General features: G+C 65.6%; 22 protein-coding genes and 1 pseudogene. 16 read left to right on the forward strand and 7 right to left on the reverse strand.

The window, feature by feature from the left end; genetic code table 11:
- Positions 1–19 precede the first annotated feature (19 nt).
- The 8 genes from pgsA (at position 20) to B586_RS08355 (ending at position 7,348) form a co-directional block, all read left to right on the forward strand.
- The gene (gene pgsA / locus B586_RS08320) at positions 20–670 is read left to right on the forward strand and encodes a phosphatidylinositol phosphate synthase (protein ID WP_047315979.1); all 651 of its coding nucleotides are present in this window, start codon (positions 20–22) and stop codon (positions 668–670) included.
- A complete protein-coding gene (locus B586_RS08325; protein WP_054880209.1) occupies positions 667–1,587 on the forward strand; it encodes a phosphatidylinositol mannoside acyltransferase in 921 nt (306 codons plus the stop codon). Before pgsA ends, B586_RS08325 begins: the two co-directional genes overlap by 4 nt.
- Before the next feature lie 10 nt (positions 1,588–1,597).
- Complete coding sequence (locus B586_RS08330; RefSeq protein ID WP_047315977.1) at positions 1,598–2,722, forward strand: glycosyltransferase family 4 protein; 1,125 nt, start codon at positions 1,598–1,600, stop codon at positions 2,720–2,722.
- Positions 2,722–3,783: an NUDIX hydrolase gene (locus B586_RS08335; protein ID WP_054880208.1), complete on the forward strand. Its 1,062-nt coding sequence runs from the start codon at positions 2,722–2,724 to the stop codon at positions 3,781–3,783. The genes B586_RS08330 and B586_RS08335 overlap by 1 nt, the downstream gene beginning before the upstream one ends.
- A gap of 243 nt (positions 3,784–4,026) precedes the next feature.
- Positions 4,027–4,950, forward strand: a complete 924-nt coding sequence (pdxS, locus tag B586_RS08340; protein WP_047315975.1) for a pyridoxal 5'-phosphate synthase lyase subunit PdxS — start codon at positions 4,027–4,029, stop codon at positions 4,948–4,950.
- A 42-nt stretch (positions 4,951–4,992) separates the two neighbouring features.
- Positions 4,993–5,838, forward strand: coding sequence for an acyl-CoA thioesterase II (gene tesB / locus B586_RS08345; RefSeq protein ID WP_047315974.1), 846 nt, complete (start codon positions 4,993–4,995; stop codon positions 5,836–5,838).
- A 5-nt stretch (positions 5,839–5,843) separates the two neighbouring features.
- Positions 5,844–6,452 (forward strand): pyridoxal 5'-phosphate synthase glutaminase subunit PdxT, encoded by a 609-nt coding sequence (gene pdxT / locus B586_RS08350; protein WP_047315973.1) that lies wholly within the window; start codon positions 5,844–5,846, stop codon positions 6,450–6,452.
- 140 nt (positions 6,453–6,592) lie between these two features.
- The gene (locus B586_RS08355; protein ID WP_047315972.1) at positions 6,593–7,348 is read left to right on the forward strand and encodes a YebC/PmpR family DNA-binding transcriptional regulator; all 756 of its coding nucleotides are present in this window, start codon (positions 6,593–6,595) and stop codon (positions 7,346–7,348) included.
- A 1-nt stretch (position 7,349) separates the two neighbouring features.
- On the opposite strand, the gene B586_RS08360 is transcribed toward B586_RS08355, so the two are convergent.
- The 5 genes from B586_RS08360 to B586_RS08380 are packed head-to-tail and all read right to left on the reverse strand — an operon-like array spanning position 7,350 to position 10,994.
- Complete coding sequence (locus tag B586_RS08360; RefSeq protein ID WP_054880207.1) at positions 7,350–8,939, reverse strand: polyamine aminopropyltransferase; 1,590 nt, start codon at positions 8,937–8,939, stop codon at positions 7,350–7,352.
- The gene (locus B586_RS08365; RefSeq protein ID WP_047315970.1) at positions 8,936–9,391 is read right to left on the reverse strand and encodes a DUF350 domain-containing protein; all 456 of its coding nucleotides are present in this window, start codon (positions 9,389–9,391) and stop codon (positions 8,936–8,938) included. The genes B586_RS08360 and B586_RS08365 overlap by 4 nt, the downstream gene beginning before the upstream one ends.
- A gap of 18 nt (positions 9,392–9,409) precedes the next feature.
- Positions 9,410–9,841 carry a DUF4247 domain-containing protein gene (locus B586_RS08370; protein WP_047315969.1) on the reverse strand — a complete coding sequence of 144 codons (432 nt, stop codon included), beginning with the start codon at positions 9,839–9,841 and terminating at the stop codon, positions 9,410–9,412.
- Entirely contained in the window at positions 9,838–10,350 is a 513-nt protein-coding gene (locus B586_RS08375; RefSeq protein WP_047315968.1) for a DUF2617 family protein, read from the reverse strand. The genes B586_RS08370 and B586_RS08375 overlap by 4 nt, the downstream gene beginning before the upstream one ends.
- 20 nt (positions 10,351–10,370) lie before the next feature.
- Entirely contained in the window at positions 10,371–10,994 is a 624-nt protein-coding gene (locus B586_RS08380) for a DUF4178 domain-containing protein (RefSeq protein ID WP_047315967.1), read from the reverse strand.
- A gap of 174 nt (positions 10,995–11,168) precedes the next feature.
- Here B586_RS08380 and ruvC point away from each other — a divergent pair, with 174 nt between their 5' ends.
- From ruvC to B586_RS08405, 6 genes and pseudogenes are all read left to right on the forward strand, one after another.
- Positions 11,169–11,735, forward strand: coding sequence for a crossover junction endodeoxyribonuclease RuvC (ruvC, locus tag B586_RS08385; RefSeq protein WP_047315966.1), 567 nt, complete (start codon positions 11,169–11,171; stop codon positions 11,733–11,735).
- A complete protein-coding gene (gene ruvA / locus B586_RS08390; RefSeq protein ID WP_054880206.1) occupies positions 11,732–12,343 on the forward strand; it encodes a Holliday junction branch migration protein RuvA in 612 nt (203 codons plus the stop codon). Before ruvC ends, ruvA begins: the two co-directional genes overlap by 4 nt.
- Positions 12,340–12,429: pseudogene (locus B586_RS21980) on the forward strand (hypothetical protein); the annotation flags it as partial. The gene ruvA and the pseudogene B586_RS21980, both read left to right, overlap by 4 nt.
- A 35-nt stretch (positions 12,430–12,464) precedes the next feature.
- Positions 12,465–13,511 carry a Holliday junction branch migration DNA helicase RuvB gene (ruvB, locus tag B586_RS08395; RefSeq protein ID WP_047315964.1) on the forward strand — a complete coding sequence of 349 codons (1,047 nt, stop codon included), beginning with the start codon at positions 12,465–12,467 and terminating at the stop codon, positions 13,509–13,511.
- Positions 13,512–13,525: 14 nt separating this feature from the next.
- Positions 13,526–13,912 (forward strand): DUF1304 domain-containing protein, encoded by a 387-nt coding sequence (locus B586_RS08400; RefSeq protein WP_047315963.1) that lies wholly within the window; start codon positions 13,526–13,528, stop codon positions 13,910–13,912.
- A 125-nt stretch (positions 13,913–14,037) separates the two neighbouring features.
- Positions 14,038–14,712 carry a hypothetical protein gene (locus B586_RS08405; protein WP_054880205.1) on the forward strand — a complete coding sequence of 225 codons (675 nt, stop codon included), beginning with the start codon at positions 14,038–14,040 and terminating at the stop codon, positions 14,710–14,712.
- Positions 14,713–14,744: 32 nt separating this feature from the next.
- On the opposite strand, the gene car is transcribed toward B586_RS08405, so the two are convergent.
- Both car and gabT read right to left on the reverse strand, forming a co-directional pair.
- Entirely contained in the window at positions 14,745–18,263 is a 3,519-nt protein-coding gene (gene car / locus B586_RS08410) for a carboxylic acid reductase (RefSeq protein ID WP_054880204.1), read from the reverse strand.
- A gap of 133 nt (positions 18,264–18,396) precedes the next feature.
- Positions 18,397–19,737, reverse strand: coding sequence for a 4-aminobutyrate--2-oxoglutarate transaminase (gabT, locus tag B586_RS08415; protein WP_054880203.1), 1,341 nt, complete (start codon positions 19,735–19,737; stop codon positions 18,397–18,399).
- A 400-nt stretch (positions 19,738–20,137) separates the two neighbouring features.
- Here gabT and yajC point away from each other — a divergent pair, with 400 nt between their 5' ends.
- Together yajC and secD are read left to right on the forward strand one after the other, a co-directional pair.
- Positions 20,138–20,512: a preprotein translocase subunit YajC gene (yajC, locus tag B586_RS08420; RefSeq protein ID WP_054881007.1), complete on the forward strand. Its 375-nt coding sequence runs from the start codon at positions 20,138–20,140 to the stop codon at positions 20,510–20,512.
- Between the two features lie 81 nt (positions 20,513–20,593).
- Positions 20,594–22,345, forward strand: a complete 1,752-nt coding sequence (gene secD / locus B586_RS08425) for a protein translocase subunit SecD (RefSeq protein WP_054880202.1) — start codon at positions 20,594–20,596, stop codon at positions 22,343–22,345.
- Positions 22,346–22,349 lie beyond the last annotated feature (4 nt).

Below are 22,349 nucleotides of genomic sequence, written 5' to 3' on the forward strand. Positions count from 1 at the left end.
ATGAGGAGGAGCGGCGCAGATGAGCAAGGTGCCGTTCCTGTCCCGGGCGGCGTTCACGCGGCTCACGACTCCGACCGCAAGGGCGTTGCTGCGGGTCGGCTTGACGCCGGATGCTGTCACCATTTTGGGCACCATCGTGGCCGTGGCGGGGGCGCTGGTACTTTTCCCGATCGGCCAGCTCTTCGCCGGCACGCTGGTGGTCTGGTTCTTCGTGCTTTTCGACATGCTCGACGGGGCGATGGCCAGGGAACGCGGCGGTGGCACCCGGTACGGTGCGGTGCTCGACGCGACGTGCGATCGCGTCAGCGACGGCGCGGTGTTCTGCGGGCTGCTGTGGTGGGCGGCGTTCGGCCTGCACAGCAAACATCTGGTGGTGGCAACCTTGATCTGCTTGGTTACCTCGCAGGTGATTTCCTACATCAAGGCCCGGGCCGAAGCCAGCGGGCTGCGCGGCGATGGCGGCCTCATCGAACGGCCGGAACGGTTGATCATCGTGCTGGTCGGCGCGGGTTTGTCGGACTTTCCGGGGTATTCGTTGCCCTGGGCGTTGCCGGTGGCGATGTGGCTGCTGGCGGGCGCCAGCCTGATCACCTGTGCGCAGCGGTTGCACACGGTGCGCACCTCGCCGGGGGCAGCCGGTCGCATTGCCGGACCGGGCGGTGAGCCGTGACCGGGCGGGCCACCGACTGGGCGTATGCGGCTGGCTGGAGGGCTGTGCGCGCGATGCCGGAATCTGTCGCGCGTTTCGCGTTCAACACCGGAGCGCGCTACGCGGCCCGCAACGGCGGGCCGGATCAATTGCGCAAGAACCTGGCCCGCGTCATCGGTGTGCGACCTGCCGATGTGCCGGACGTACTGATGCGCGCCTCGCTAGCGTCCTATGCCCGCTATTGGCGGGAAGCGTTTCGTCTGCCGACGATGAATCCCCACGCGGTGGCAAAGCAGGTCGAGGCTTATGGCGTCGGCCTGCACCGTGTCGGGGAGGCCTTGGATGCTGGGCACGGCGCTGTGCTGGCATTGCCGCACAGCGGTAATTGGGATATGGCCGGTGTGTGGCTGGCGCAGTCCCACGGTACCCTCGTCACCGTCGCGGAGCGACTCAAACCCGAGTCGCTGTATCGGCGTTTCATCAACTACCGCGAAGGCCTCGGTTTCGAAGTGCTGCCGCTGTCCGGCGGCAACGACACTGGCTTCCAGGCCCCCTTCGAGCTGCTGTGCGAGCGGCTGCGGGCCAACCGCGTGGTGTGTCTGATGGCCGAGCGCGACCTCACCCGCACCGGCGTTGAGGTCGATTTCTTCGGCGAACCCACTCGCATGCCCGCAGGCCCGGCGAAGCTCGCGATCGAGACCGGGGCCGCACTGCTGCCGGCGCACTGCTGGTTCCAGGGCAGCGGCTGGGGCTGTTCGGTACATCCAGCGCTGGATTGCAGCAGCGGTGACGTCGGCGCCATCACTCAGGCGTTGGCTGACCGGTTCGCCCAGAACATCGCCGCCCACCCCGCCGACTGGCACATGCTGCAACCACAATGGTTGGCCGACCTGTCCACTGACAGGGGGGCCAGGCGAGGTCAGCTGAGGCCACATTGAGGCAAGCCTGATGCGGATCGGGATGGTCTGTCCGTACTCGTTCGATGTGCCGGGCGGGGTGCAATCGCACGTCTTACAGCTGGCCGAGGTGATGCGTGCGTGCGGGCACCAGGTCAGTGTGCTGGCGCCGGCGTCGCCGGATGTCTCGCTGCCCGAATACGTTGTCTCCGCCGGCAGGGCTATCCCGATTCCCTACAACGGTTCGGTGGCGCGGCTGCAGTTTAGTCCGGCGGTACACGGCAGGGTCAGGAGGTGGCTCATGCAGGGTGACTTTGATGTACTGCACCTACACGAGCCGAATGCGCCCAGCCTGTCGATGTGGGCGTTGCGAGTGGCTGAGGGACCGATCGTGGCGACATTTCATACCTCCACCACCAAGTCGCTGACGCTGGCGGTATTCCAAGGCGTGCTGCGGCCTTGGCACGAGAAGATCATCGGCCGGATCGCGGTGTCCGACTTGGCGCGGCGCTGGCAGATGGAGGCGTTGGGGTCCGATGCGGTGGAAATCCCCAACGGGGTGGACGTCGATTCGTTGGCCTCGGCGCCCCGGCTAGACGGGTACCCGCGGCCCGGCAAGACGGTGCTGTTCCTCGGCCGCTACGACGAACCGCGCAAAGGCATGTCGGTCCTGCTTGATGCCCTACCGCGGGTGGTCGAGCACTTCAGTGACCTGCAGCTGCTGATCGTCGGCCGCGGCGACGAGGAGCAATTGTGCAGCCAGGCAGGCGGATTGGTGGAGCACATCCGTTTTCTTGGCCAGGTGGATGACGCCGGAAAGGCCGCGGCGATGCGCAGTGCCGACGTCTACTGCGCGCCCAACATCGGCGGCGAGAGTTTCGGCATCGTCCTGGTGGAGGCGATGGCCGCCGGCACCCCGGTGGTGGCCAGTGACCTGCACGCGTTTCGACGCGTGCTGCGCGACGGCGAAGTCGGGCGCTTGGTGCCGGCGGGTGATGGCGCCGCGCTGGCCGATGCGCTGGTCGCCTTGCTGCGCAACGACGTCGCGCGGGAGCGTTATGTGGCCGCCGGCGCCGACGCGGTCCGCCGCTATGACTGGTCGGTGGTGGCCAGCCAGATCATGCGGGTGTACGAGACGGTCGCCGCGTCGGGTGCCAAGGTTCAGGTGGCCAGCTGATGACGTGGCTGATGCTGGCCATCGTGGTGCTGGCAGTGGCGCTGGTCACGGTGGCGGGCGGCTGGGGATATCAGACAGCCCATCGGCTGGACCGGTTGCACGTCCGCTACGACCTGTCATGGCAGGCTCTGGACGGCGCGCTGGCGCGGCGCGCGGTGGTGGCGCGTGCCGTGGCCATCGACGCGTACGGCGGTGCTTTGCCGGGCCGGCGGTTGGCGGCGCTGGCCGACGCCGCCGAGTGCGCGCCCCGGCAGGCGCGAGAAAACGCGGAAAACGAGCTCTCGGCTGCGTTGGCGATGGTTGATCCGGCGTCGTTGCCGGCAGCCTTGATCGCCGAGTTGGCTGACGCCGAAGCCCGCGTGCTGCTGGCCCGCCGATTCCACAACGATGCGGTCCGTGACACCCTCGCACTGGGCGAACGACGCCTGGTACGCACCTTACGGCTCGGTGGAACCGCTGTGCTGCCAACCTATTTCGAGATCGTCGAGCGGCCCCACGCGTTGGCGCACGGCGATCATGGTGTACCTAACCAGCGGACCTCGGCGCGGGTGGTGCTCCTTGACGAAACCGGGGCGGTGCTGTTGCTGTGCGGTTCGGACCCGGCGATTACCAATGGCCACGCACCCAGATGGTGGATCACCGTCGGTGGCGAAGTACGACCAGGCGAGCGGTTGGCGGCGGCCGCAGCGCGGGAGCTGGCCGAAGAAACGGGTCTGCGGGTTGCCCCGGCAGATATGGTCGGACCCATTTGGCGACGCGACGCGATTTTCGAGTTCAACGGTTCAGTGATCGACAGCGAGGAGTTCTACCTGGTGTACCGCACGCGGCGGTTCGAGCCGTCCAGCGCGGGGCGGACCGAGTTGGAACACCGTTACCTGCGCGGGTCGCGCTGGTGCGACGCCAACGACATCGCGGAGCTGGTCGAGTCCGGCGAGCAGGTGTATCCGCGGCAGCTGGGCGAGCTGCTGCCCGCGGCCAACCAATTGGCGGATGCCTTGACCGGCACTGCGGCCGCCACGGCGGCTACGCGCAACGCCTGCGTGCCGCTGTCGATTCGTTGAGCAGGGCAAAACTCGGGTATCGCCCCACCTTTAGTGATGATCGCAAGCGCGGCGAAGCCGGGGCGCAGCGGGTCATCACCATCCACCTTTAGTGATGGTCGCAAGCGCGGCGAAGCCGGGGCGCAGCGGGTCATCACCATCCACCTTTAGTGATGGTCGCAAGCGCGGCGAAGCCGGGCGCAGCGGGTCATCACCATCCACCTAGAGTGGGTTAAAGCAGATCAGTTAAGGGAGAGAAAGCTAGTGGACAGCGCCGCACAGTCGAACCAGGCCCAGTCGGTTTCCGGCCAGACCGGAACGGCGCGGGTGAAGCGCGGCATGGCCGAGATGCTCAAGGGCGGCGTCATCATGGACGTCGTTACCCCCGAGCAGGCCCGAATCGCCGAGGGCGCCGGTGCCGTCGCGGTGATGGCGCTGGAAAGGGTGCCCGCCGATATCCGCGCTCAGGGCGGGGTGTCACGGATGAGCGACCCCGACATGATCGAGGGCATCATCGCCGCGGTCACGATTCCGGTGATGGCCAAAGCGCGGATCGGGCATTTCGTCGAAGCGCAGATCCTGCAGAGCCTGGGTGTCGACTACATCGACGAGTCCGAGGTGCTGACTCCCGCTGACTACACCCATCACATCGACAAGTGGAAGTTCACCGTGCCGTTTGTATGCGGGGCCACCAATCTCGGTGAGGCGCTACGGCGCATCAACGAGGGGGCGGCGATGATCCGGTCCAAGGGCGAAGCCGGTACCGGTGACGTGTCCAACGCAACCACGCATATGCGGGCCATCGCCGGCGACATCCGCCGGCTGACGTCGTTGTCTGAGGACGAGTTGTATGTTGCGGCAAAGGAATTGCAGGCACCTTACGAGCTTGTCGTCGAAGTCGCCAGGGCGGGCAAGCTGCCGGTTACGCTGTTCACCGCAGGCGGCATCGCCACTCCCGCCGACGCGGCGATGATGATGCAGCTCGGCGCCGAGGGCGTCTTCGTGGGCTCCGGCATCTTCAAGTCGGGCGATCCGGCGCAGCGGGCAGCCGCGATCGTCAAGGCCACCACGTTCTACGACGATCCCGATGTGCTGGCCAAGGTGTCGCGCGGGCTGGGTGAGGCGATGGTGGGCATCAATGTTGAGCAGCTCGCGCAGCCCGATCGGCTGGCCCAGCGGGGCTGGTAAGAACCTCGATGATCGCTTGCGCGAACAGCAGACGGCCGTAGCGTGGCAATCGAGGAAATCCTTGATCTAGAGCAGCTCGAGGTCAACATTTTCCGTGGCGGCGTAGCCAGCTCGACGCCGGAAAACCGGAACCGCGCCTTTGGCGGCCGGGTGGCGGGGCAGTCGTTGGTGTCGGCGGTGCGCACGGTCGACGAGCGGTATCGCGTGCACTCGCTGCACGGCTACTTCTTGTTGCCGGGGGACGCAGGCGCACCCACTGTCTTTCTGGTCGAGCATGTCCGCGACGGCGGTTCTTTTTGCACCCGCCGCGTCAGCGCAGTGCAGCACGGCCAGACCATCTTTCACATGTCGGCGTCGTTTCAGACGCCGCAACAGGGCATCACTCACCAGGATGAGATGCCTCCGGCGCCGGACCCCGAGGAACTGCCCGAGGTCAGCCGCATGAAGGCGTTCGATGACGAGGCCATCAAGCAGTTTCAGGAATGGGACCTGCGCCGGGTGCCGCGTAAGCTGCTCGAACCTAGACCGGGCAAGGTCGCCCAGCAGCAGGTGTGGTTCCGCCATCGCGATCCGTTGCCCGACGACCCGGTGCTGCACATCTGCGCGCTGGCCTACATGAGCGATCTGACGTTGCTGGGCACGGCGTGGTCGATCCATCCGGGTGAGCGCGATGTTCTGCAGGTGGCGTCGCTGGATCACGCGCTATGGTTCATGAGACCGTTCCGAGCCGACGAATGGCTGTTGTACGACCAGTCGTCGCCGTCCGCGCAAGCCGGCCGCGCGCTAACCCAAGGCAAGATCTTTGACCGAACCGGGGCGATGGTGGCCGCCGTCATGCAGGAGGGGTTGACCCGTTTTCCGCGCGGATACCAGCCGACCCCGCGGTGAGCGCGATGAGCTTTCCGAGCGGTTTTCCAAGGGTGGGCGTCTTGGCGCTGCAAGGAGATACCCGTGAGCACCTCGCGGCGCTGCGCGAAGCCGGGGCCGATTCTATGCCGGTACGCCGCCGCGGCGAGCTGGACGCGGTTGACGCGCTGGTCATTCCGGGCGGGGAATCCACCACCATGAGCCACCTGCTGCTCGACTGCGACTTGCTGGAGCCGTTGCGGGCGCGGCTGGCCGACGGGCTGCCGGCTTACGGCGCATGCGCTGGCATGATCCTACTGGCCAGTGAGATCCTCGACGCTGGCGCGAGCGGGCGGGCGGCGCTGCCGCTGCATGCGATAGATATAACGGTGCGGCGCAACGCTTTTGGGCGTCAAGTCGACTCGTTTGAAGGCGATATTGGGTTCGCTGGTCTTGCTGAGCCGGTGCGGGCGGTGTTCATCCGCGCGCCCTGGGTGGAGCGGGTCGGCGACGACGTGCAGGTGCTGGCCCGAGCCGCGGGCCACGTTGTCGCGGTGCGGCAGGGCCCGGTGTTGGCGACGGCGTTTCACCCGGAGATGACCGGCGACCGGCGCATCCACCAGTTGTTCGTCGACATCGTCAACGGCCGGATATAGTGCCGCGAAAGTGCGACTGGCGACGCATTGAGCGAGTGGAGCCGTCGGTGGTGGCACTCTCGCGGCCTTCGGTGTCCACGTAGACTCGTCAAGCGAACTTGTCGAGCAGCAGAGTGCGATGGAAGAGGTAAGACACACCGATGAGCGGCCATTCCAAGTGGGCCACCACCAAGCACAAGAAGGCCGTCATTGACGCCCGCCGCGGCAAGATGTTCGCCCGGCTGATCAAGAACATCGAGGTTGCGGCGCGCGTGGGTGGCGGTGATCCAGCGGGCAACCCAACGCTCTACGACGCGATCCAGAAAGCGAAGAAGAGCTCGGTACCCAACGAGAACATCGAACGGGCGCGCAAGCGCGGCGCTGGTGAGGAGGCCGGTGGCGCCGACTGGCAAACCATCACCTACGAGGGTTACGCACCCAACGGTGTGGCGGTGCTCATCGAATGCCTGACTGATAACCGCAACCGAGCTGCCAGTGAGGTGCGGGTGGCGATGACCCGCAACGGCGGCGCCATGGCCGATCCGGGGTCGGTGGCCTACCTGTTCTCCCGCAAGGGCGTGGTCACCTTGGAGAAGAACGGTCTCACCGAAGACGATGTGCTCACCGCGGTGCTGGACGCCGGCGCTGAGGATGTCAACGATCTTGGTGACAGCTTCGAGGTGATCTCTGAGCCAGGTGATTTGGTCGCGGTCCGCACCGCGTTGCAAGGTGCCGGCATTGACTATGAGTCGGCTGAAGCCAGTTTCCAGCCCTCGGTCAGCGTGCCCGTCGACCTCGATGGCGCCCGCAAGGTATTCAAGCTTGTCGACGCGCTGGAGGACAGCGACGACGTGCAGAATGTCTGGACCAATGTCGACCTATCCGACGAGGTGCTGGCCGCTCTCGACGACGAGTGAGCTAGTCATAGCCGTGGCGCATGTCTTCGACGATGCGCGGGTTCTCCAGGGTCGACGGGTCGAGCGGGCGCGGCCCGATGTCGCCGGAGAACACGGTGGCAGCCTCGAGCACTCGCGGGTTGAGGAATCGCAGCGGCGGAGCGTCGCCCGGCATGCCGGGTGTGGGCGCGGCGCTGCCGGGGCGCGCCAAGACGAACCCCCAGTCACCGAAGGTGGGCACGTGGACGTGGTACGGCGTGACGGCGTAGCCGGCAGCCTGGATCGTCGAGACCGTCCGCCAAAACGCCGTCGGGGTGGAAAACGGGCTGCCTGCCTGCACAACCATCAGCCCCGCGGAAGCCAGCGCATGCGCGGCCAACACATAGAACTCGGTGGAATACAGCCGGCCCAGCACGGGCGTATCAGGGTCGGGAAGGTCGATGATGACCGCGTCAAAGCCTCCGGCGGGGCGCAGCTGCGGGTGGGGGGTGCGCAACCAGTTCATGGCATCGTCGATCACGACGGCCACCCGCGGGTTGTCCAGCGCGCCGCCGTTGGCGTCCCGCAGTGTGGTGCGCGCTACGTCAATCACCGCGGGATCGAGCTCCACCTGAACGATCGTGCCGATGCCAGGCTGGCGCAGCAGTTCGCGGGCCGCTAAGCCGTCACCGCCGCCGAGCACCAGCACCGAGTGTGCATTGTTGCCCAGTGCGGGGTAGACGAGGCTCTCGGTGTACCGGTATTCGTCCCGGGTGGAAAACTGCAGACCCCCGTCCAGGTATAGCCGCATGTCGTTACCGCGGCGGGTTACCACGATCTCCTGGTAGGCGGTGTGCCGGTAGGCGATGATCGGGTCGGCGTAGAGACGTTGCCGGCTGGTGGTCTCGATGTCGCGAGCACCCAGCAGCAGCGTGGCCAGCAGCCCGAGCGCCGTGCACAGCGCGCACAACGCCGTCACCAGCTGCGTTGGGGACACGACGCGGCGCAGCAGAAAGACCGACACGATAGCCGCGGCGACCAGGTTGATGATGCCGGTGGCCGCCGCGCCGCGGATCATCCCCAGCTGCGGCAGCAGAACGAAGGGCCAGACAAGCCCGCCGATCAACGCGCCCAGGTAGTCGGCTGCGGTGAGGTTCGCCAGTGTGCGGCCGGTAGCGGTGGCGATATCGGTAGTGGGGTCGGCAGGGCCGCGTTGCAGCAGCGTCATCAGCAGGGGCACCTCGGCGCCGACCAGGCCGCCGATCAGCGCTGTGCTCACCGCCAGGACCCATGTTGACCCGTCCATAAACGCGAACACCACGTAGAGCGCCGCCGCGGACAGGCCGCCGATGATGCCCAGCAGCGCCTCGACCGCGATGAAGGTGATTGCCGCATGCGTCAGCAGCGGTTTGACTGCTAAGGCCCCAGCACCCAGCGCGGCGATGTAGCCGGCGACGATCAGTGAAGTTGCGACGATGCCGCCGCCGTTCAAGCTTGCCGACAGGGTCAGCAGCGCGAGTTCGTAAATGATGCCGCAGGCCGCACACGCGGCGACGGCAGCCAGCAGCACGGCCCGCCACCGTCTCGAAAACTCGGCGGGCCGGCCGACTGCGGGCACCGGAATAGAGCTCATGACAGCGCGGCGGCGGTCACTCCTCCCACGGCCAGCAGTATCAGCGCCACCGCGAACGATCCCGGATGCAGCTCCGGCTCGTCGACGTGCTCGTGGAAACTACCCGGTATCAGCAGGTGTATGGCCAGCATTGCTATTCCCAACAGAATCACGCCCATGAACCCGTACACCGCCACGCCGAGCAGTCCCTGACCGAGCTGGCTGTAGCTGTTGGTGATGGCGCTGATGATGACCGTGGTGAGCGCGATGTACATGGCGCAAGCGAGGACGACAGCGTTGGGCCGGCGATCGATGAACACCAGCTGGCGCAGCTTTCCCGGGGTCAGCCAGTCGACCATGTAGAACCCGACGAGCAGTACGGCCATACCGACCGCAAAGTACAGGATCGTCGCGACCGCGCCTTTCAGGACGGGATTAAGGTCGACGGTTCCGATCTGGACGGCGAGGTTCATGGCTGTCTGTCTCCTTTGCTATTTCGTTCCACCGGGGCCTCCAGGGCTACCTCCGGCACCGCCCGATGGTGATCCTGGGGTGAACCCGGGGCCGAGGAATATGAACGTGCCGTGGCTGTATCCGGCGCTGAGCGGTTCGATGCGGATGCTGCACGGATAGTTGCCATCCGGGCCGACGGTCACAATGTTGTTGCTGTAGCGCAGGTATTGGTTGGTGCCGTTGGCGGCGCGCGCTTCGGGTGTCTGATAGTTGGCGAGCGTCTGGGCTACCTGCGCGGGTGATCCGGTGCAGGCGTAGCGAATTCCGTTGGCATCACGGGAGTATTCGTGATAGTGCGACGCGATATACGAGCTGATGTTCTTGTTCAGCAACATGATTCCGAAAACCAGCGACACGGTGGCGGTGACGGCCAACGCGCCGGCAATCACCAACAGGCGATTGCGGCTCATGGACGCCACCGACTCGCCGTGTGGACCACCGTCCCGCCAGACCCCAAAGGACGTCGCGGATACAGGTGCCACGTCTGCCAGCTCCAGCCGGTGCCGTCGGGTGCGGCAGCAAGTGCGGTCAACGCGGCATCATCACCGGGGAACATGCCGCCAAGCCACCCGGCTTGCTGTGCGCATCGCTCGCGGAGTCGGTGCGCGAGCCGGCGAAACGTGGCCTCGTCGTGCGTGTTGGTGGCCGACGTGAGGTGGTAGCCGGCCGCGTCGGCGCACTCCGGCAGATCGCTTCCAGAGCTGCAGACGATGCAGGAGACCTGCTCGGAGAAGCGGCAGCTGGGGTGTTCGATCGTCACCACATGCGATGCGCCGAGGACCCCAAGCAGCAGGACGCTTCCGTCCGGGTGTTTTAGGACGTACCTGGCCAGCGGCGGCGGCGCGGGCGCGTTGAGTGCCAGTCCGAGCCTGCTGCCGTCGACGTCGACAGGAGCTATGGCGAGCTGATGAAGCGGCACCGACCTAATCCTCTGCGGTTTTATGCCGACGGCGGGGGTGCGGGGTAGACGGTGAGTTCACCGGTTAGCACGGACTTGCCGGTCGATATTTCCCACGGCATGTCCGGCGCCCAGCGTTCGAACGACAGCAGCAGTGCTTCGTCGGCTCCCCGATCAACACTGCCGTAGTCGACGAAGTCCATCTCCCCGCCGGGCGGCAGGCCGGTCGTGCCTTCGGTGGTGTAGCCGGCATGGCCGCGCTCGGATTCGCTAAACGTCACGCCGTCGACCACCTGTTGGCCGCCGGGCTGCAAGGACTCGAGGTCTTTGCGGGTGACCCACATCGCCAGTTTGAGACGTCCATCGTCGTCCTCGACGCTGAACCAGAGCGGCTGGTCGCCGCCTTCCAGCAGATGTTCCCACCAGACGAAGGGGCCTTCGCGGTAGGTGACCGATCCGCGGACCACGTAGTCGACGCCGCCGTAGCTGACGATGGCCCCGGGGCCGAGCTGCCGAGGCCCGAATTGCGGCATCGCGTTAAAAGAAAGCGGGTCGGAACGCCAGCCCGGCTGAGTCGGTGTCTTGGGTCGCCGCAAAGCCACGACGAGAATAACGATGGATGCGATGAACAGCACCACGGCAAGGACGACCAGCAGTGATCCCACGCAGACCCTTCCGTGCCGGACAGCGAGTGTGCGCATTAAGTTAACAGTTTTCGCTTGCCTCGGCGGCGTAACGGGCTGGCCGACAGGCCGTGCCACAGCGTGTCCTACCCGATGCTGTCGAAGTCGGCCGGTAGGCTATCGAACAACTGTTCGGTGTTAGATGGGGAGCATGTGATGCGCGTGATGGGCGTCGATCCCGGGTTGACGCGGTGCGGGTTGTCCGTCGTCGAAAGTGGGCGCGGTCGCCACGTTGTCGCGTTGGATGTCGACGTGGTGCGCACACCCTCGGACGCACCGGTGTCTCAGCGATTGCTGGCTATCAGCGATGCCGTCGAGCACTGGCTGGACACCCATCATCCGGATGTCATGGCCATCGAGCGGGTTTTCTCTCAGCAAAATGTGTCGACCGTGATGGGTACGGCACAAGCCGGCGGGGTGATCGCGTTGGCCGCGGCGAGACGCGGTATCGACGTGCACTTCCATACCCCCAGCGAGGTGAAGGCCGCAGTGACCGGCAACGGTGCCGCCGACAAGGCGCAAGTTACCGCGATGGTCACCAGAATCCTTGCGCTGCAAGCTAAACCGACACCGGCCGATGCGGCTGACGCGTTGGCCCTGGCGATCTGCCACTGCTGGAGAGCGCCGATGATCGCCCGGATGGCCGCGGCCGAAGCGCTGGCCGCGCAGCACCGTCAGGCCTATCGGGCCAAGGTAGCCAGCAAGGTTAAGGCCGCCCGATGATTTCCTCAGTCCGCGGCGAGGTACTCGAGGTCGCACTTGACCACGCCGTCATTGAAGCCGCCGGCATCGGCTACCGGGTAAACGCGACACCGGCGACGTTGGCGACGTTGCGGCAGGGCAGTCAGGCCCGGCTGGTCACCGCAATGGTCGTGCGTGAGGACTCGATGACGCTGTACGGGTTTTCCGACGCCGAGAACCGCGACCTGTTCCTGACGTTGCTGTCGGTTTCGGGAGTGGGGCCTCGCCTGGCTATGGCGACACTGGCCGTGCACGACGCGGCGGCGCTGCGGCAGGCACTGGCCGATAGCGATGTTGCCGCGCTGACTCGGGTGCCCGGTATCGGTAAACGCGGCGCCGAACGGATGGTGCTGGAGTTGCGCGACAAGGTGGGTGCGGTCGCGGCACCCGGATCGGCTGCGGGCGCTGCTGCTAACGGCCACGCGGTGCGAAGTCCCGTAGTCGAAGCCCTGGTCGGGCTGGGTTTTGCGGCCAAGCAAGCCGAGGAAGCGACCGATCAGGTGCTCAGCGGTGACCTTGGAAAAGATGGCGCGGCGACGACGTCCAGTGCCCTGCGGGCCGCCCTGTCGTTGCTGGGCAAGGCCCGATGAGCCGCGCCGGCGACGATGCAGTGGGGGCACCTCCCGCTTGCGGGGGACGAAGCGATGGGGTGGGGGCACTCCCCCGCGCGCGGGAGGTACCCCCACCCGCTTGCGGGGGAAAGCGGCGCAAATGAGCGAGGACTACTCGGATCGGGATGTTTCCCCGGCGCTGACCGTCGGCGAGGGCGACATCGATGTCAGCCTGCGGCCGCGCTCGTTGCGGGAGTTCATCGGTCAGCCACGGGTGCGTGAACAGCTCCAGTTGGTCATTGAGGGGGCCAAGAACCGTGGCGGCACGCCGGATCACATCCTGCTGTCCGGCCCGCCGGGGCTGGGTAAGACGTCGTTGGCCATGATCATCGCTGCTGAACTTGGTTCCTCGTTGCGGGTGACGTCCGGGCCTGCGCTGGAACGCGCCGGTGACCTGGCAGCGATGTTGTCCAACCTGGTCGAGCACGACGTGTTGTTCATCGACGAAATCCACCGCATCGCCCGGCCCGCGGAGGAGATGCTGTACCTGGCGATGGAAGACTTTCGGGTCGACGTGGTCGTCGGCAAAGGCCCTGGGGCGACATCGATTCCCCTGGAAGTCGCACCCTTCACCCTGGTCGGCGCGACCACTCGATCCGGCGCGCTGACCGGGCCGCTGCGTGACCGGTTCGGGTTCACCGCGCACATGGACTTCTACGAGCCCGCCGAGTTGGAGCGGGTGTTGGCTCGTGCGGCCGGGATTCTGGGCATCGAGTTGGGCGCCGAGGCGGGCGCGGAGATCGCTCGACGGTCGCGTGGGACGCCGCGGATCGCCAACCGGTTGCTGCGCCGGGTCCGTGACTTCGCCGAGGTGCGCGCTGACGGCGTCATCACCCGCGATGTCGCGAAGTCGGCGCTGGCGGTCTACGACGTCGACGAGCTGGGCCTGGACCGACTGGATCGGGCGGTACTGTCGGCGCTGACCCGCAGCTTCGGTGGCGGCCCGGTTGGGGTTTCGACGTTAGCGGTGGCGGTCGGGGAGGAGGCGACCACCGTCGAAGAGGTGTGCGAGCCGTTTCTGGTGCGCGCCGGCATGGTGGCGCGCACCCCGCGCGGCCGGGTTGCCACGGCGCAGGCCTGGACACACCTGGGCATGACACCGCCGGCCGGGGTTACCGGGCTGAGTCAACCGGGGTTATTCGAGTAGCGAGGAGCAGGGTGATGATCACCGCCGGTCTGATCTGCGCCGCCCTGGCGGCGGTACTGCACGTCTACATCTTCACCATGGAATCGTTGACGTGGACTTCTGCACGCACCCGGGCCACGTTCGGCACGACTGCGCAGGAAGCTGAGACCACCAAGCTGCTCGCATTCAACCAGGGCTTCTACAACTTATTTTTGGCGATCGTCAGTGGCATCGGCATTGTCGGGGTTGCCCTGGGACACGACGCCGTTGGGGCCGCCCTCATTTTCGCCGGCGTCGGATCCATGGCCTTGGCCGCGGTTGTGCTGCTGGTGTCGTCGCCGGACAAGGCACGGGCCGCGTTGACGCAGGGCACGTTCCCGGTAATCGCGATCGTGCTGCTGGTGCTCGGCCTGCTGTCGTAATACCAGACACACCTGTCGCAATGTGATTGCCGGAATCCTCGGGCGCAAGCGTGCGGGTTACATCTCGCACCGTCGGGGTACCCAGCCGATGCCGGTGTCGTCCGGTGCGGATACGAGGAGATGTGATGAAACACGCGGAGAAGGACCATGTCGGCGGCTTGCGCATGCCACGCTCCCGCGGCGCGGTGAGCGGATTACTTCTAGTTCTCTTGGGTGCTTGGGGCGCGTTGATACCGTTCGTCGGTCCATACTTCAATTTCGCTTACACACCCGACCAGGATTGGGCGTGGAACCCGGCCCGGGGCTGGCTCGAGGTGTTCCCGGGAGTCACCACCGCGGTGGGTGGCCTGCTGCTGATCGGTTCTAAAAATCGCGCTAGCGCAATGTTGGGTGGCTGGCTGGCGGTCCTGGGTGGCGCATGGTTCATTGTCGGCGGTGAGTTCGCTCCCATGTTGCGGATCGGGAGCGTGGGCGATCCGGTTGCTTCCACGGACCGCAAGCGGGCGCTTCTGGAGATTTCGTACTTCTCGGGTCTGGGCGCGCTGATCGTCTTTGTGGGTGGCGTCGTCTTGGCGCGCCTTGCCGTTCGGTTGGCACGCGACGTTGCTCCTGAGGAACTGCCACAGCCTGTGGTTTCGGTGCCGGCAGCCGAGTCGTACGTGTCGGCCGCGGAGGAGTCAACGCCCGAGGCGACACCGGATGCGCTGACCACGCCACGGGCGGAGCAGCACCGACAGCGCGCGGGCGCGGCAGCGGGCTCACCTGATGCCAATTATTTGCGCTGGCCGCATCCGCAATAAGGTCCGCGATGGACGTCGCAAAGCTGAAGATCTCAGAGCAGCCCGAGCAGTTGCAGATCGCTAACATATTTGGCGATGATTGCCGGCGAGATGTGCGGAATATCTTTGTCCTGGCCAATTTTCGCGTCTTGAACGGCTGTACGGAACCGGTCTGTGGGTGCCAGCGACCCGTGCAATGGCTTCTCAGGCTTCTGGTAGTTGTGCAGCAACGGCAATAGCGAGCTGTGGCGCTGCCTTTCGGGCAGGGCGCGCAGTGACGTCTCAAACCGCCGCAGCCATTCGCCGTAGTCGCTGATCCGTTGTATCGGGCAGCCGGCGTCATTGAGCCAGTCCACGAAGTCGTCCATCCCGATGCCGTCGTCGTGCGGGTTCATCACGTGATAGGTGCGGAACGCAACGGCTCGCTGGGCACCAAGAGTGGAAATCGCCTCGGCGATGAATTCGACTGGGAGACCGTCGTAGTGGGCGCGTTGCCGGTTGCCCTCGGCGTCGAGCTCGTAGAACGAGCCGGGTGCGATGCCGGTGGCGGCCAGGCTCAGCATCATGCGAGTGAACATGTCGGGGACGTTGAGCTGACCGGCGTAGCTGGTGTCGGCCAAGATCATGTCGCAGCGGAACACCGCGACCGGCAGACCGCATAGGTCGTGGGCCTCGCGCAGCAGCACCTCGCCGGCCCATTTGCTGTTGCCGTAGCCGTTGGCATAGCTGTCGTTGATGTTGCGCGTCGGGCTAATGACCCGGATGTCGGCATCTTCGGTGAACTTCGCCGGCGCGATTTGATCACCCACGCCGATTGTCGACACGTAGATGTATGGCTTTTGCTTGCTGGTCAGCGCGATCCGAATCAGCTCGGCGGTGCCCAGCGCATTGGGGCCGAATAGCTCGCTGTAGGGCAGCACGTGGTTGACTAGGGCGGCGGGGTCGACGATCAGATCGACCGTGTCGGCCAGCCGTTGCCACGTTTGCCGGTCCATTCCCAGGTCTGCTTCGCCCTTGTCGCCGGCGATGACCTCCAGGTGGTCGGCGGCCAGTTCCTGGTAGTGCGCCAGCAGTTCGGGGTCGCCGCTATCGAAGGTCTTGTCGAGCCGCGCCCGCGCGTCTTCGTCGGACTTGGCCCGCACCAGGGCGATTACCTTGCCGCCCACCAGATCCATCCGCTCTAACCATTCCAGGGCCAAGTAGCGCCCCAGGAAGCCGGTAGCGCCGGTCAACAGGACGGTGCGCACCTCGGCGCTGGGCTGCGGCAGCGTGGGCGCGGTAGCCAGCGTCGACGCATCGATGAACTTGTCCAGCGTGAGGTCACTCGCGTGCACCTCGACCGCGTCACGACCGTGCACCGAGGCAAAACTGGGCCGCTTGCTGCCCTGTCGCTCGCCCTCGATGTAGTCGGCGATCGCCGCCAAGTCGTTGGCCGGGCTGACGATCACGCCCACCGGCACGTCGATGTCGAAGATCTCGCGCAGCAGATTGCCGAATGTCAACGCGGACAACGAGTCTCCGCCTAAGTCGGTGAAGTACGCATCGGGCGACAGGTCGGTGGTCGCGGCACTCAGCATGGCGGCCGCGGCCCGGCTCACCGTCTGCAGCACCGGCGCGTCGGCCCCGCATTGACGAAGCGCCCGCAGTTCATTTGCCTGACCTTCGGTCAGATCGGTGTAGAGCTGTTCGAGTCGAGCGCCGTAGTGCTGCTTGAGCTTCGGCCACGCCAGCTTGCGAATATCGGTGAGCAGACCATTTTCCAGGCTGAACGGCGTGGTCTCGACGATGAAGTCGCGCGGCACCTCGTAGGACTGCAGGCCGGCCTCTTTCGCGACGTCCTGCAGCGAACCGGCAATCAGCGTCTTGAGCACCTCAATGTCATTGCTAGCCAACGCATCCTCGGTGGGCACCACAACAGCCAACAGGTACGGGTGCGCGCTGTTGCCGTAGACGTAGATCTGCCGGACCAGTGGGCTATTGCCGAACACCGCCTCGAGTTTCGCGATGGTGACGAACTCGCCCTGTGCGAGCTTCAGCACGTTGTTGCGGCGATCGACGTACACCAACCGGTCGGGACCGACCTCGGCAACGACGTCTCCGGTCCGGTAGTAGCCGTCGGCGTCGAACACGCCCGCTGTGACCTCGGGCCGCTTGTAGTAGCCGGGGAACATGTTCTGGGTCTTAAGCAGCAATTCGCCTCTCGGATACGGCCGATCGGTCCTGAAGTAGCCCAGCTCGGCAACGTCGACCAACTTGTAGTCGATGACCGGCGGACGTTGTATTTCGCCATCGAACAAGACCATTCCGGCCTCGGTGGAGCCGTAGCCGTCCAACAGATGCATCTCGAGCAGGGATTCGACCCAGTGCTTCAGCTCCGGGGAGGTGGGCGCCGAACCCGTCATCGCGAAGATGTACCGCCCGCCCAGCAGGTATTGCCGCTGCTCATCCATGACCTCGGATTCCACGGCCTCGCGTGTGGCACGGTCAGCGGAATCGGTGAGTCGGCGATCGACCTGGCGTTGGAATTCGCCGAATAGGGTCTCCCAGATTCGCGGCACGAAGTTCAATTCGGTGGGGCGCACCAGCTTGAGGTCCTCCAGCAGCGTTGAGAGGTCGCTGCGGGCGGCGAAGTACGCCGTGCCGCCGTTACCGAGCGTGCCGTAGAGGATTCCGCGTCCCGCAATGTGGCTCATTGGCATGAAGTTGAGCGTGATTGACGCGGCGGTCGGCCCGAACCAGCTTCTGCTCGACCTGCGCCACATCTTGCCGACATTGCTCTGGGGATACATCGCACCCTTGGGTGCGCCAGTGCTGCCCGAGGTGTAGATCAGCACCGCCAACTGGTGGTCAGAGTCATCGGGCACGGTGACCGGCGCGGCTGGCAGCGCCTTGCCGCGGTCGAGCATGTCGGTCAGTGTGTCGATAACGACCGCGGTGTCCGCCAACCGCGCGCGGGCGGTCGCCACGGCCTCGCGCTGGTCGTCGACCTCGGGGTGGTAGTCGAACACGATGAGCTTCGCGGGCGCGGGGCCAGACAGGATCAGCTCGACCGCGTCGGCCAGCTGGTTCACGCTCGCCGCGATCACGCTGGGCTCGGTCTCGGTCACGATGGGCCGTAGTGCACTGGTCGTCGCGCTGACATGTAGCGGAACCGCCACCGCGCTGATCTGGCCCAGTGCCATGTCGATGGTGGTGAAGTCGATGCTGGTGAAGCCCAGCACGCAGACCCGGTCGCCGGCTTGCACCGAGTCGGTGGTCAAGGCGCGCGCCAGCGCACCGACCCGGTCGCCCAGCTCACGGTAGGTGATGGTGTCGAAGCGGGGGAGTAGCTGCAGCCCGGTGCGTCCGGTCCTGGCGTCCTTGACGAACTCCACGGCGCGCTGCCCGAGTGCGGGCCGGTCCGCGTATCCCTCCAGCACGGCCGCAACGACCTGCGGCAGTCGCAGCTCAGGCTGCTCGAGGGCGGCGGCGACCGCCGGGTCGGGCCTGGCGGCGGCGAACTGCGGGTCGTTGGCGGTGAGGTCGGCAACGCGGCGTGCGAGCCGCTCGTCCCTGGTAGCGATAGTCGACATAACAGTTCCTTGCGACGAGAAGTAGATCGTTGGCGCCACGCTGCGCTGACCGTTAGAACGTTAGCTAAACTAAAGGCATTCCTCAATGGCCGGGCCACAGGTGTGAGATCGCCCACCCCATGGGGGCTCTGGCCTAGAGGTCGTCCAGGATTCGGCTCAGGATGTCAAGGCCTTCGGCCAGCAGTTCGTCGCTGATGGTCAGCGGCGGCAGCAGCCGGATGATGTTGCCGAACATGCCACACGTCAAGACGACGACGCCGGCGGCGTGCGCCGCGCTGGCCACTTTCTCGGTCAGCTCGGCGTCGGGGTCAGCCGTTCCGGATTTCACCAACTCGACGGCGATCATGGCGCCGCGGCCACGCACGTCGCCGATCCGATCGTCGACGGCCTGCAGCCGCAACAACCGGTCGGTGATCAGCCGTTCGATCTGTTGGGCTCGCTCGATCAGGCCGTCGTTCTCGATGGTCGTGATGGTTGCCAACGCTGCCACGCAGGCGACCGGGTTGCCGCCAAAAGTGCCGCCCAGGCCGCTGACATGCGGGGCGTCCATGATCTCCGCCCGTCCGGTCACCGCCGACAGCGGCAATCCGTCGGCGATGCCCTTGGCGGTGCAGATCAGGTCGGGCACGATTCCGTCGTGCTCGCAGGCGAACATGGCGCCGGTGCGGGCAAACCCCGTTTGCACCTCGTCGGCGATGAACACCACGTTGTTCTTGTGGCACCAATCCAGCAGGGTGGCCAAAAACCCCGCGGCCGGAACGATGAAACCGCCTTCGCCCTGGATCGGCTCGATGATGACAGCAGCCAGATTGTCGGCGCCGACCTGCCTCTCGATGACGTTGATGGCCCGCGCGCCGGCCAACGTGCCGTCGGTGGCGAGGTCCTTGTTAAGCAGGCCGTCCCGATAAGGGTAGGACAGCGGCGCCCGGTAAATCTCTGGCGCAAAAGGACCAAAGCCGCTTTTGTACGGCATGGACTTAGCGGTCAGCGCCATCGTCAGGTTGGTGCGACCGTGGTAGGCGTGGTCGAACGCGACCACGGCGGGCTTGCGAGTGTACGAACGCGCGACCTTGATGGAGCTCTCCACTGCCTCGGCGCCGGAATTGAACAGCACCGAGCGTTTCTCGCCGGAACCCGGGGTAATTCGATTGAGTTGTTCGGCGACGGCGACGTATTCCTCGTACGGTGTGACCATGAAACAGGTGTGGGTGAAGTCGGCCACCTGCGCGCGGACCGCGTCCACGACGCGGGGGGACGAGTTGCCGATGGTGGTGACGGCGATTCCAGAACCCAGATCGATAAGCCGGTTTCCGTCGACGTCCTCGATGATGCCGCCGGCGGCGCGCGTGACAAACACTGGTAGGGTCACTCCCACCCCACGAGACACCGCCGCGACGCGGCGTTTCGCCAGTTCACGTGATGCGGGGCCGGGGATTTCGGTGACCAGCTGACGGCTTTGCTCGACGCTGGTCACGAGGATCCTCCTGCCTGCGACACGCCGGTTGCGCCGCGGATAAAGCCTAGCCCGGCGACGACGCGCGCCGCGTAGTGGCGTGAGGTGGGGTACGCCCCCACAAGTGGGAGGTACCCCCACCTGCTTGCGGGGGAGAGGCGGGCAACCGCGCTCGCGATCGCCGCTAGGCTGTCTGGCGGCGACCCGCTGCGTCCGGCTTTGCCGCGCTCGCGATCGCCGCTAGGCCACGTCCCCCTGGGCGGGGGTGGGCGGCACCGTGCCGGTTGGGTGCGACCTGGGGCCTGCCAGACTAGGTGAGCACACACTGGACGGTTACCGGTGTGCGCGCCTGCTGGTCGGCTTGGCGGCGTTGCGCGCAATACCGATACGAAAGATACCGATACGAAAGACAGGCGGGTCGATGGAGAGTTTGGTCTTATTTTTGCCGTTCCTGCTCATCATGGGTGGGTTCATGTTTTTCGCGTCGCGGCGTCAAAGACGCGCGATGCAGGCCACGATCGACCTGCACGACTCGCTACAGCCGGGCGACCGAGTGCACACCACCTCCGGCCTGCAGGCCACCGTCGTCGCCATCACCGACGACACGGTCGATCTGGAGATCGCGCCGGGCGTCGTGACTACCTGGATGAAGCTGGCGATTCGTGACCGGATCGTGGCTGACGATGAGGACATGGATGAACACGAGGCCGAACCGGGGGACTTCGCGGACCGCGATGACCTAGAAGAGTCCGACGGCTCCGCTAACGTCGAGAAGCGAGTGATTAGGGATTCCTGACAGCGCTTGTGCGAAAGAGCCCAGTGACGCGACACGTAGGCTCTGTCGAGGAAAAACCGATTTCAAGGAGATACAAGGAACGTGGCATCGTCTTCGGCGCCGGTGCATTCTGGCCGCTACCTGTCGGTGTTCCTGGTGTTGCTCATCGGGGTCTATCTGTTGGTGTTTCTCACCGGAGACAAACGGGTCGCTCCCAAACTCGGTATCGACCTTCAGGGCGGCACCCGCGTCACGTTGACCGCGCGCACGCCCGACGGCTCGCGTCCGAGCCGGGAGGCGTTGTCACAGGCGCAGCAAATCATTAGCGCCCGGGTGAACGGGCTCGGAGTTTCGGGTTCGGAGGTCGTCGTCGATGGCGACAACCTGGTCATCACGGTGCCCGGGAACGACGGCAACGAGGCCCGCAACCTGGGGCAGACCGCACGTCTGTACATCCGGCCGGTGCTCAACTCGCTGCCGGCGCAAAGCGGTCAAGAACCTGCGCCGGGTCAGCCGGCCGGCACGCCGCCGGCGGCTCCTCCGGCACCGGGTGGCGCGGCGCCCAGTCCCGCGCCGGCGCAGCCTGGCCACCCGGGCGTGCAGCCGCGTCCCTACCCGCAGGACCCGACGCCACCACCTAGCCCAGCCCCGCCGTCGAGTCCGGCGCCCGCACCCGGGGCGGCGCCACCGGCTGAGGTACCCCCGGGTGAGCAGCCCGCGCCGCCGGATCCGCGCAAGGACCTCGCCGAACGCATCGCCGAGGAGAAGAAGTGGCGGCAGAGCACCAAACAGGGCATTCAATTCCTCGCCCTGCAGTTCGAAGCCACCCGCTGCGACAAAGACGACATTCTGGCCGGCAATGACGATCCGAATCTGCCGTTGGTGACCTGCTCGACTGACCATAAGACGGCGTATCTGCTGGCGCCGTCGATCATCAGCGGTGACCAGATCCAAAACGCCACGTCCGGCATGAACCAGCGTGGGGTTGGCTACGTCGTCGATTTGCAGTTCAAGTCTGCGGCGGCAAATATCTGGGCTGACTTCACCGCCGCCCACATCGGTACCCAGACTGCCTTCACCCTGGACTCCGAGGTGGTCAGCGCCCCGGTAATCAACGAAGCAATCCCGGGCGGGCGTACCCAGATCAGTGGTGGAGATCCACCGTTCACCGCCGCAACCGCGCGCCAGCTGGCCAACGTCTTGAAATACGGATCGCTGCCGCTGTCCTTCGAATCGTCGGAAGCCCAAACCGTTTCGGCGACTTTGGGGTTGACATCGCTGCGGGCGGGCCTGATCGCGGGCGCGATCGGTCTGATCCTGGTGTTGCTGTATTCGTTGCTGTATTACCGGATACTGGGATTGCTCACAGCATTGTCGCTAGTTTGTTCTGGCGCAATGGTTTTCGCCATTTTGGTGCTCTTGGGTCGATATATCAACTACACGCTGGATCTCGCGGGCATCGCGGGTCTGATCATCGGTATCGGCACCACCGCCGACTCGTTTGTGGTGTTCTTCGAACGCATCAAAGACGAGATCCGCGAAGGTCGTTCGTTCCGGTCAGCGGTTCCTCGCGGCTGGGCGCGGGCCCGCAAGACGATCGTGTCGGGCAACGCCGTCACCTTCTTGGCCGCTGCGGTGCTGTACTTCCTGGCGATTGGTCAGGTGAAGGGATTCGCGTTCACCCTGGGCCTTACTACGATCCTGGACCTGGTGGTGGTGTTCCTGGTGACCTGGCCGCTGGTGTACCTGGCTTCCAAGTCCCCGATATTGGCAAGGCCGGCATACAACGGCTTGGGCGCCGTTCAACAGGTTGCCCGCGAACGACGGGCCTCCATCAAGACGGGACGGGGGTAGCGCG

This window comes from Mycobacterium haemophilum DSM 44634, from assembly GCF_000340435.2.
GTDB classification, from domain to species: domain Bacteria; phylum Actinomycetota; class Actinomycetes; order Mycobacteriales; family Mycobacteriaceae; genus Mycobacterium; species Mycobacterium haemophilum.

Excerpts from the sequence above, each read along its gene's own strand:
- pgsA (WP_047315979.1), top strand. The coding sequence starts at position 20 with ATGAGCAAGGTGCCGTTCCTGTCCCGGGCGGCGTTCACGCGGCTCACG.
- B586_RS08330 (WP_047315977.1), top strand. The coding sequence starts at position 1,598 with ATGCGGATCGGGATGGTCTGTCCGTACTCGTTCGATGTGCCGGGCGGG.
- B586_RS08335 (WP_054880208.1), top strand. The coding sequence starts at position 2,722 with ATGACGTGGCTGATGCTGGCCATCGTGGTGCTGGCAGTGGCGCTGGTC.
- pdxT (WP_047315973.1), top strand. The coding sequence starts at position 5,844 with ATGAGCTTTCCGAGCGGTTTTCCAAGGGTGGGCGTCTTGGCGCTGCAA.
- B586_RS08355 (WP_047315972.1), top strand. The coding sequence starts at position 6,593 with ATGAGCGGCCATTCCAAGTGGGCCACCACCAAGCACAAGAAGGCCGTC.
- B586_RS08360 (WP_054880207.1), bottom strand. The coding sequence starts at position 8,939 with ATGAGCTCTATTCCGGTGCCCGCAGTCGGCCGGCCCGCCGAGTTTTCG.
- B586_RS08365 (WP_047315970.1), bottom strand. The coding sequence starts at position 9,391 with ATGAACCTCGCCGTCCAGATCGGAACCGTCGACCTTAATCCCGTCCTG.
- B586_RS08370 (WP_047315969.1), bottom strand. The coding sequence starts at position 9,841 with ATGAGCCGCAATCGCCTGTTGGTGATTGCCGGCGCGTTGGCCGTCACC.
- ruvC (WP_047315966.1), top strand. The coding sequence starts at position 11,169 with ATGCGCGTGATGGGCGTCGATCCCGGGTTGACGCGGTGCGGGTTGTCC.
- ruvA (WP_054880206.1), top strand. The coding sequence starts at position 11,732 with ATGATTTCCTCAGTCCGCGGCGAGGTACTCGAGGTCGCACTTGACCAC.
- ruvB (WP_047315964.1), top strand. The coding sequence starts at position 12,465 with ATGAGCGAGGACTACTCGGATCGGGATGTTTCCCCGGCGCTGACCGTC.
- B586_RS08400 (WP_047315963.1), top strand. The coding sequence starts at position 13,526 with ATGATCACCGCCGGTCTGATCTGCGCCGCCCTGGCGGCGGTACTGCAC.
- B586_RS08405 (WP_054880205.1), top strand. The coding sequence starts at position 14,038 with ATGAAACACGCGGAGAAGGACCATGTCGGCGGCTTGCGCATGCCACGC.
- car (WP_054880204.1), bottom strand. The coding sequence starts at position 18,263 with ATGTCGACTATCGCTACCAGGGACGAGCGGCTCGCACGCCGCGTTGCC.
- yajC (WP_054881007.1), top strand. The coding sequence starts at position 20,138 with ATGGAGAGTTTGGTCTTATTTTTGCCGTTCCTGCTCATCATGGGTGGG.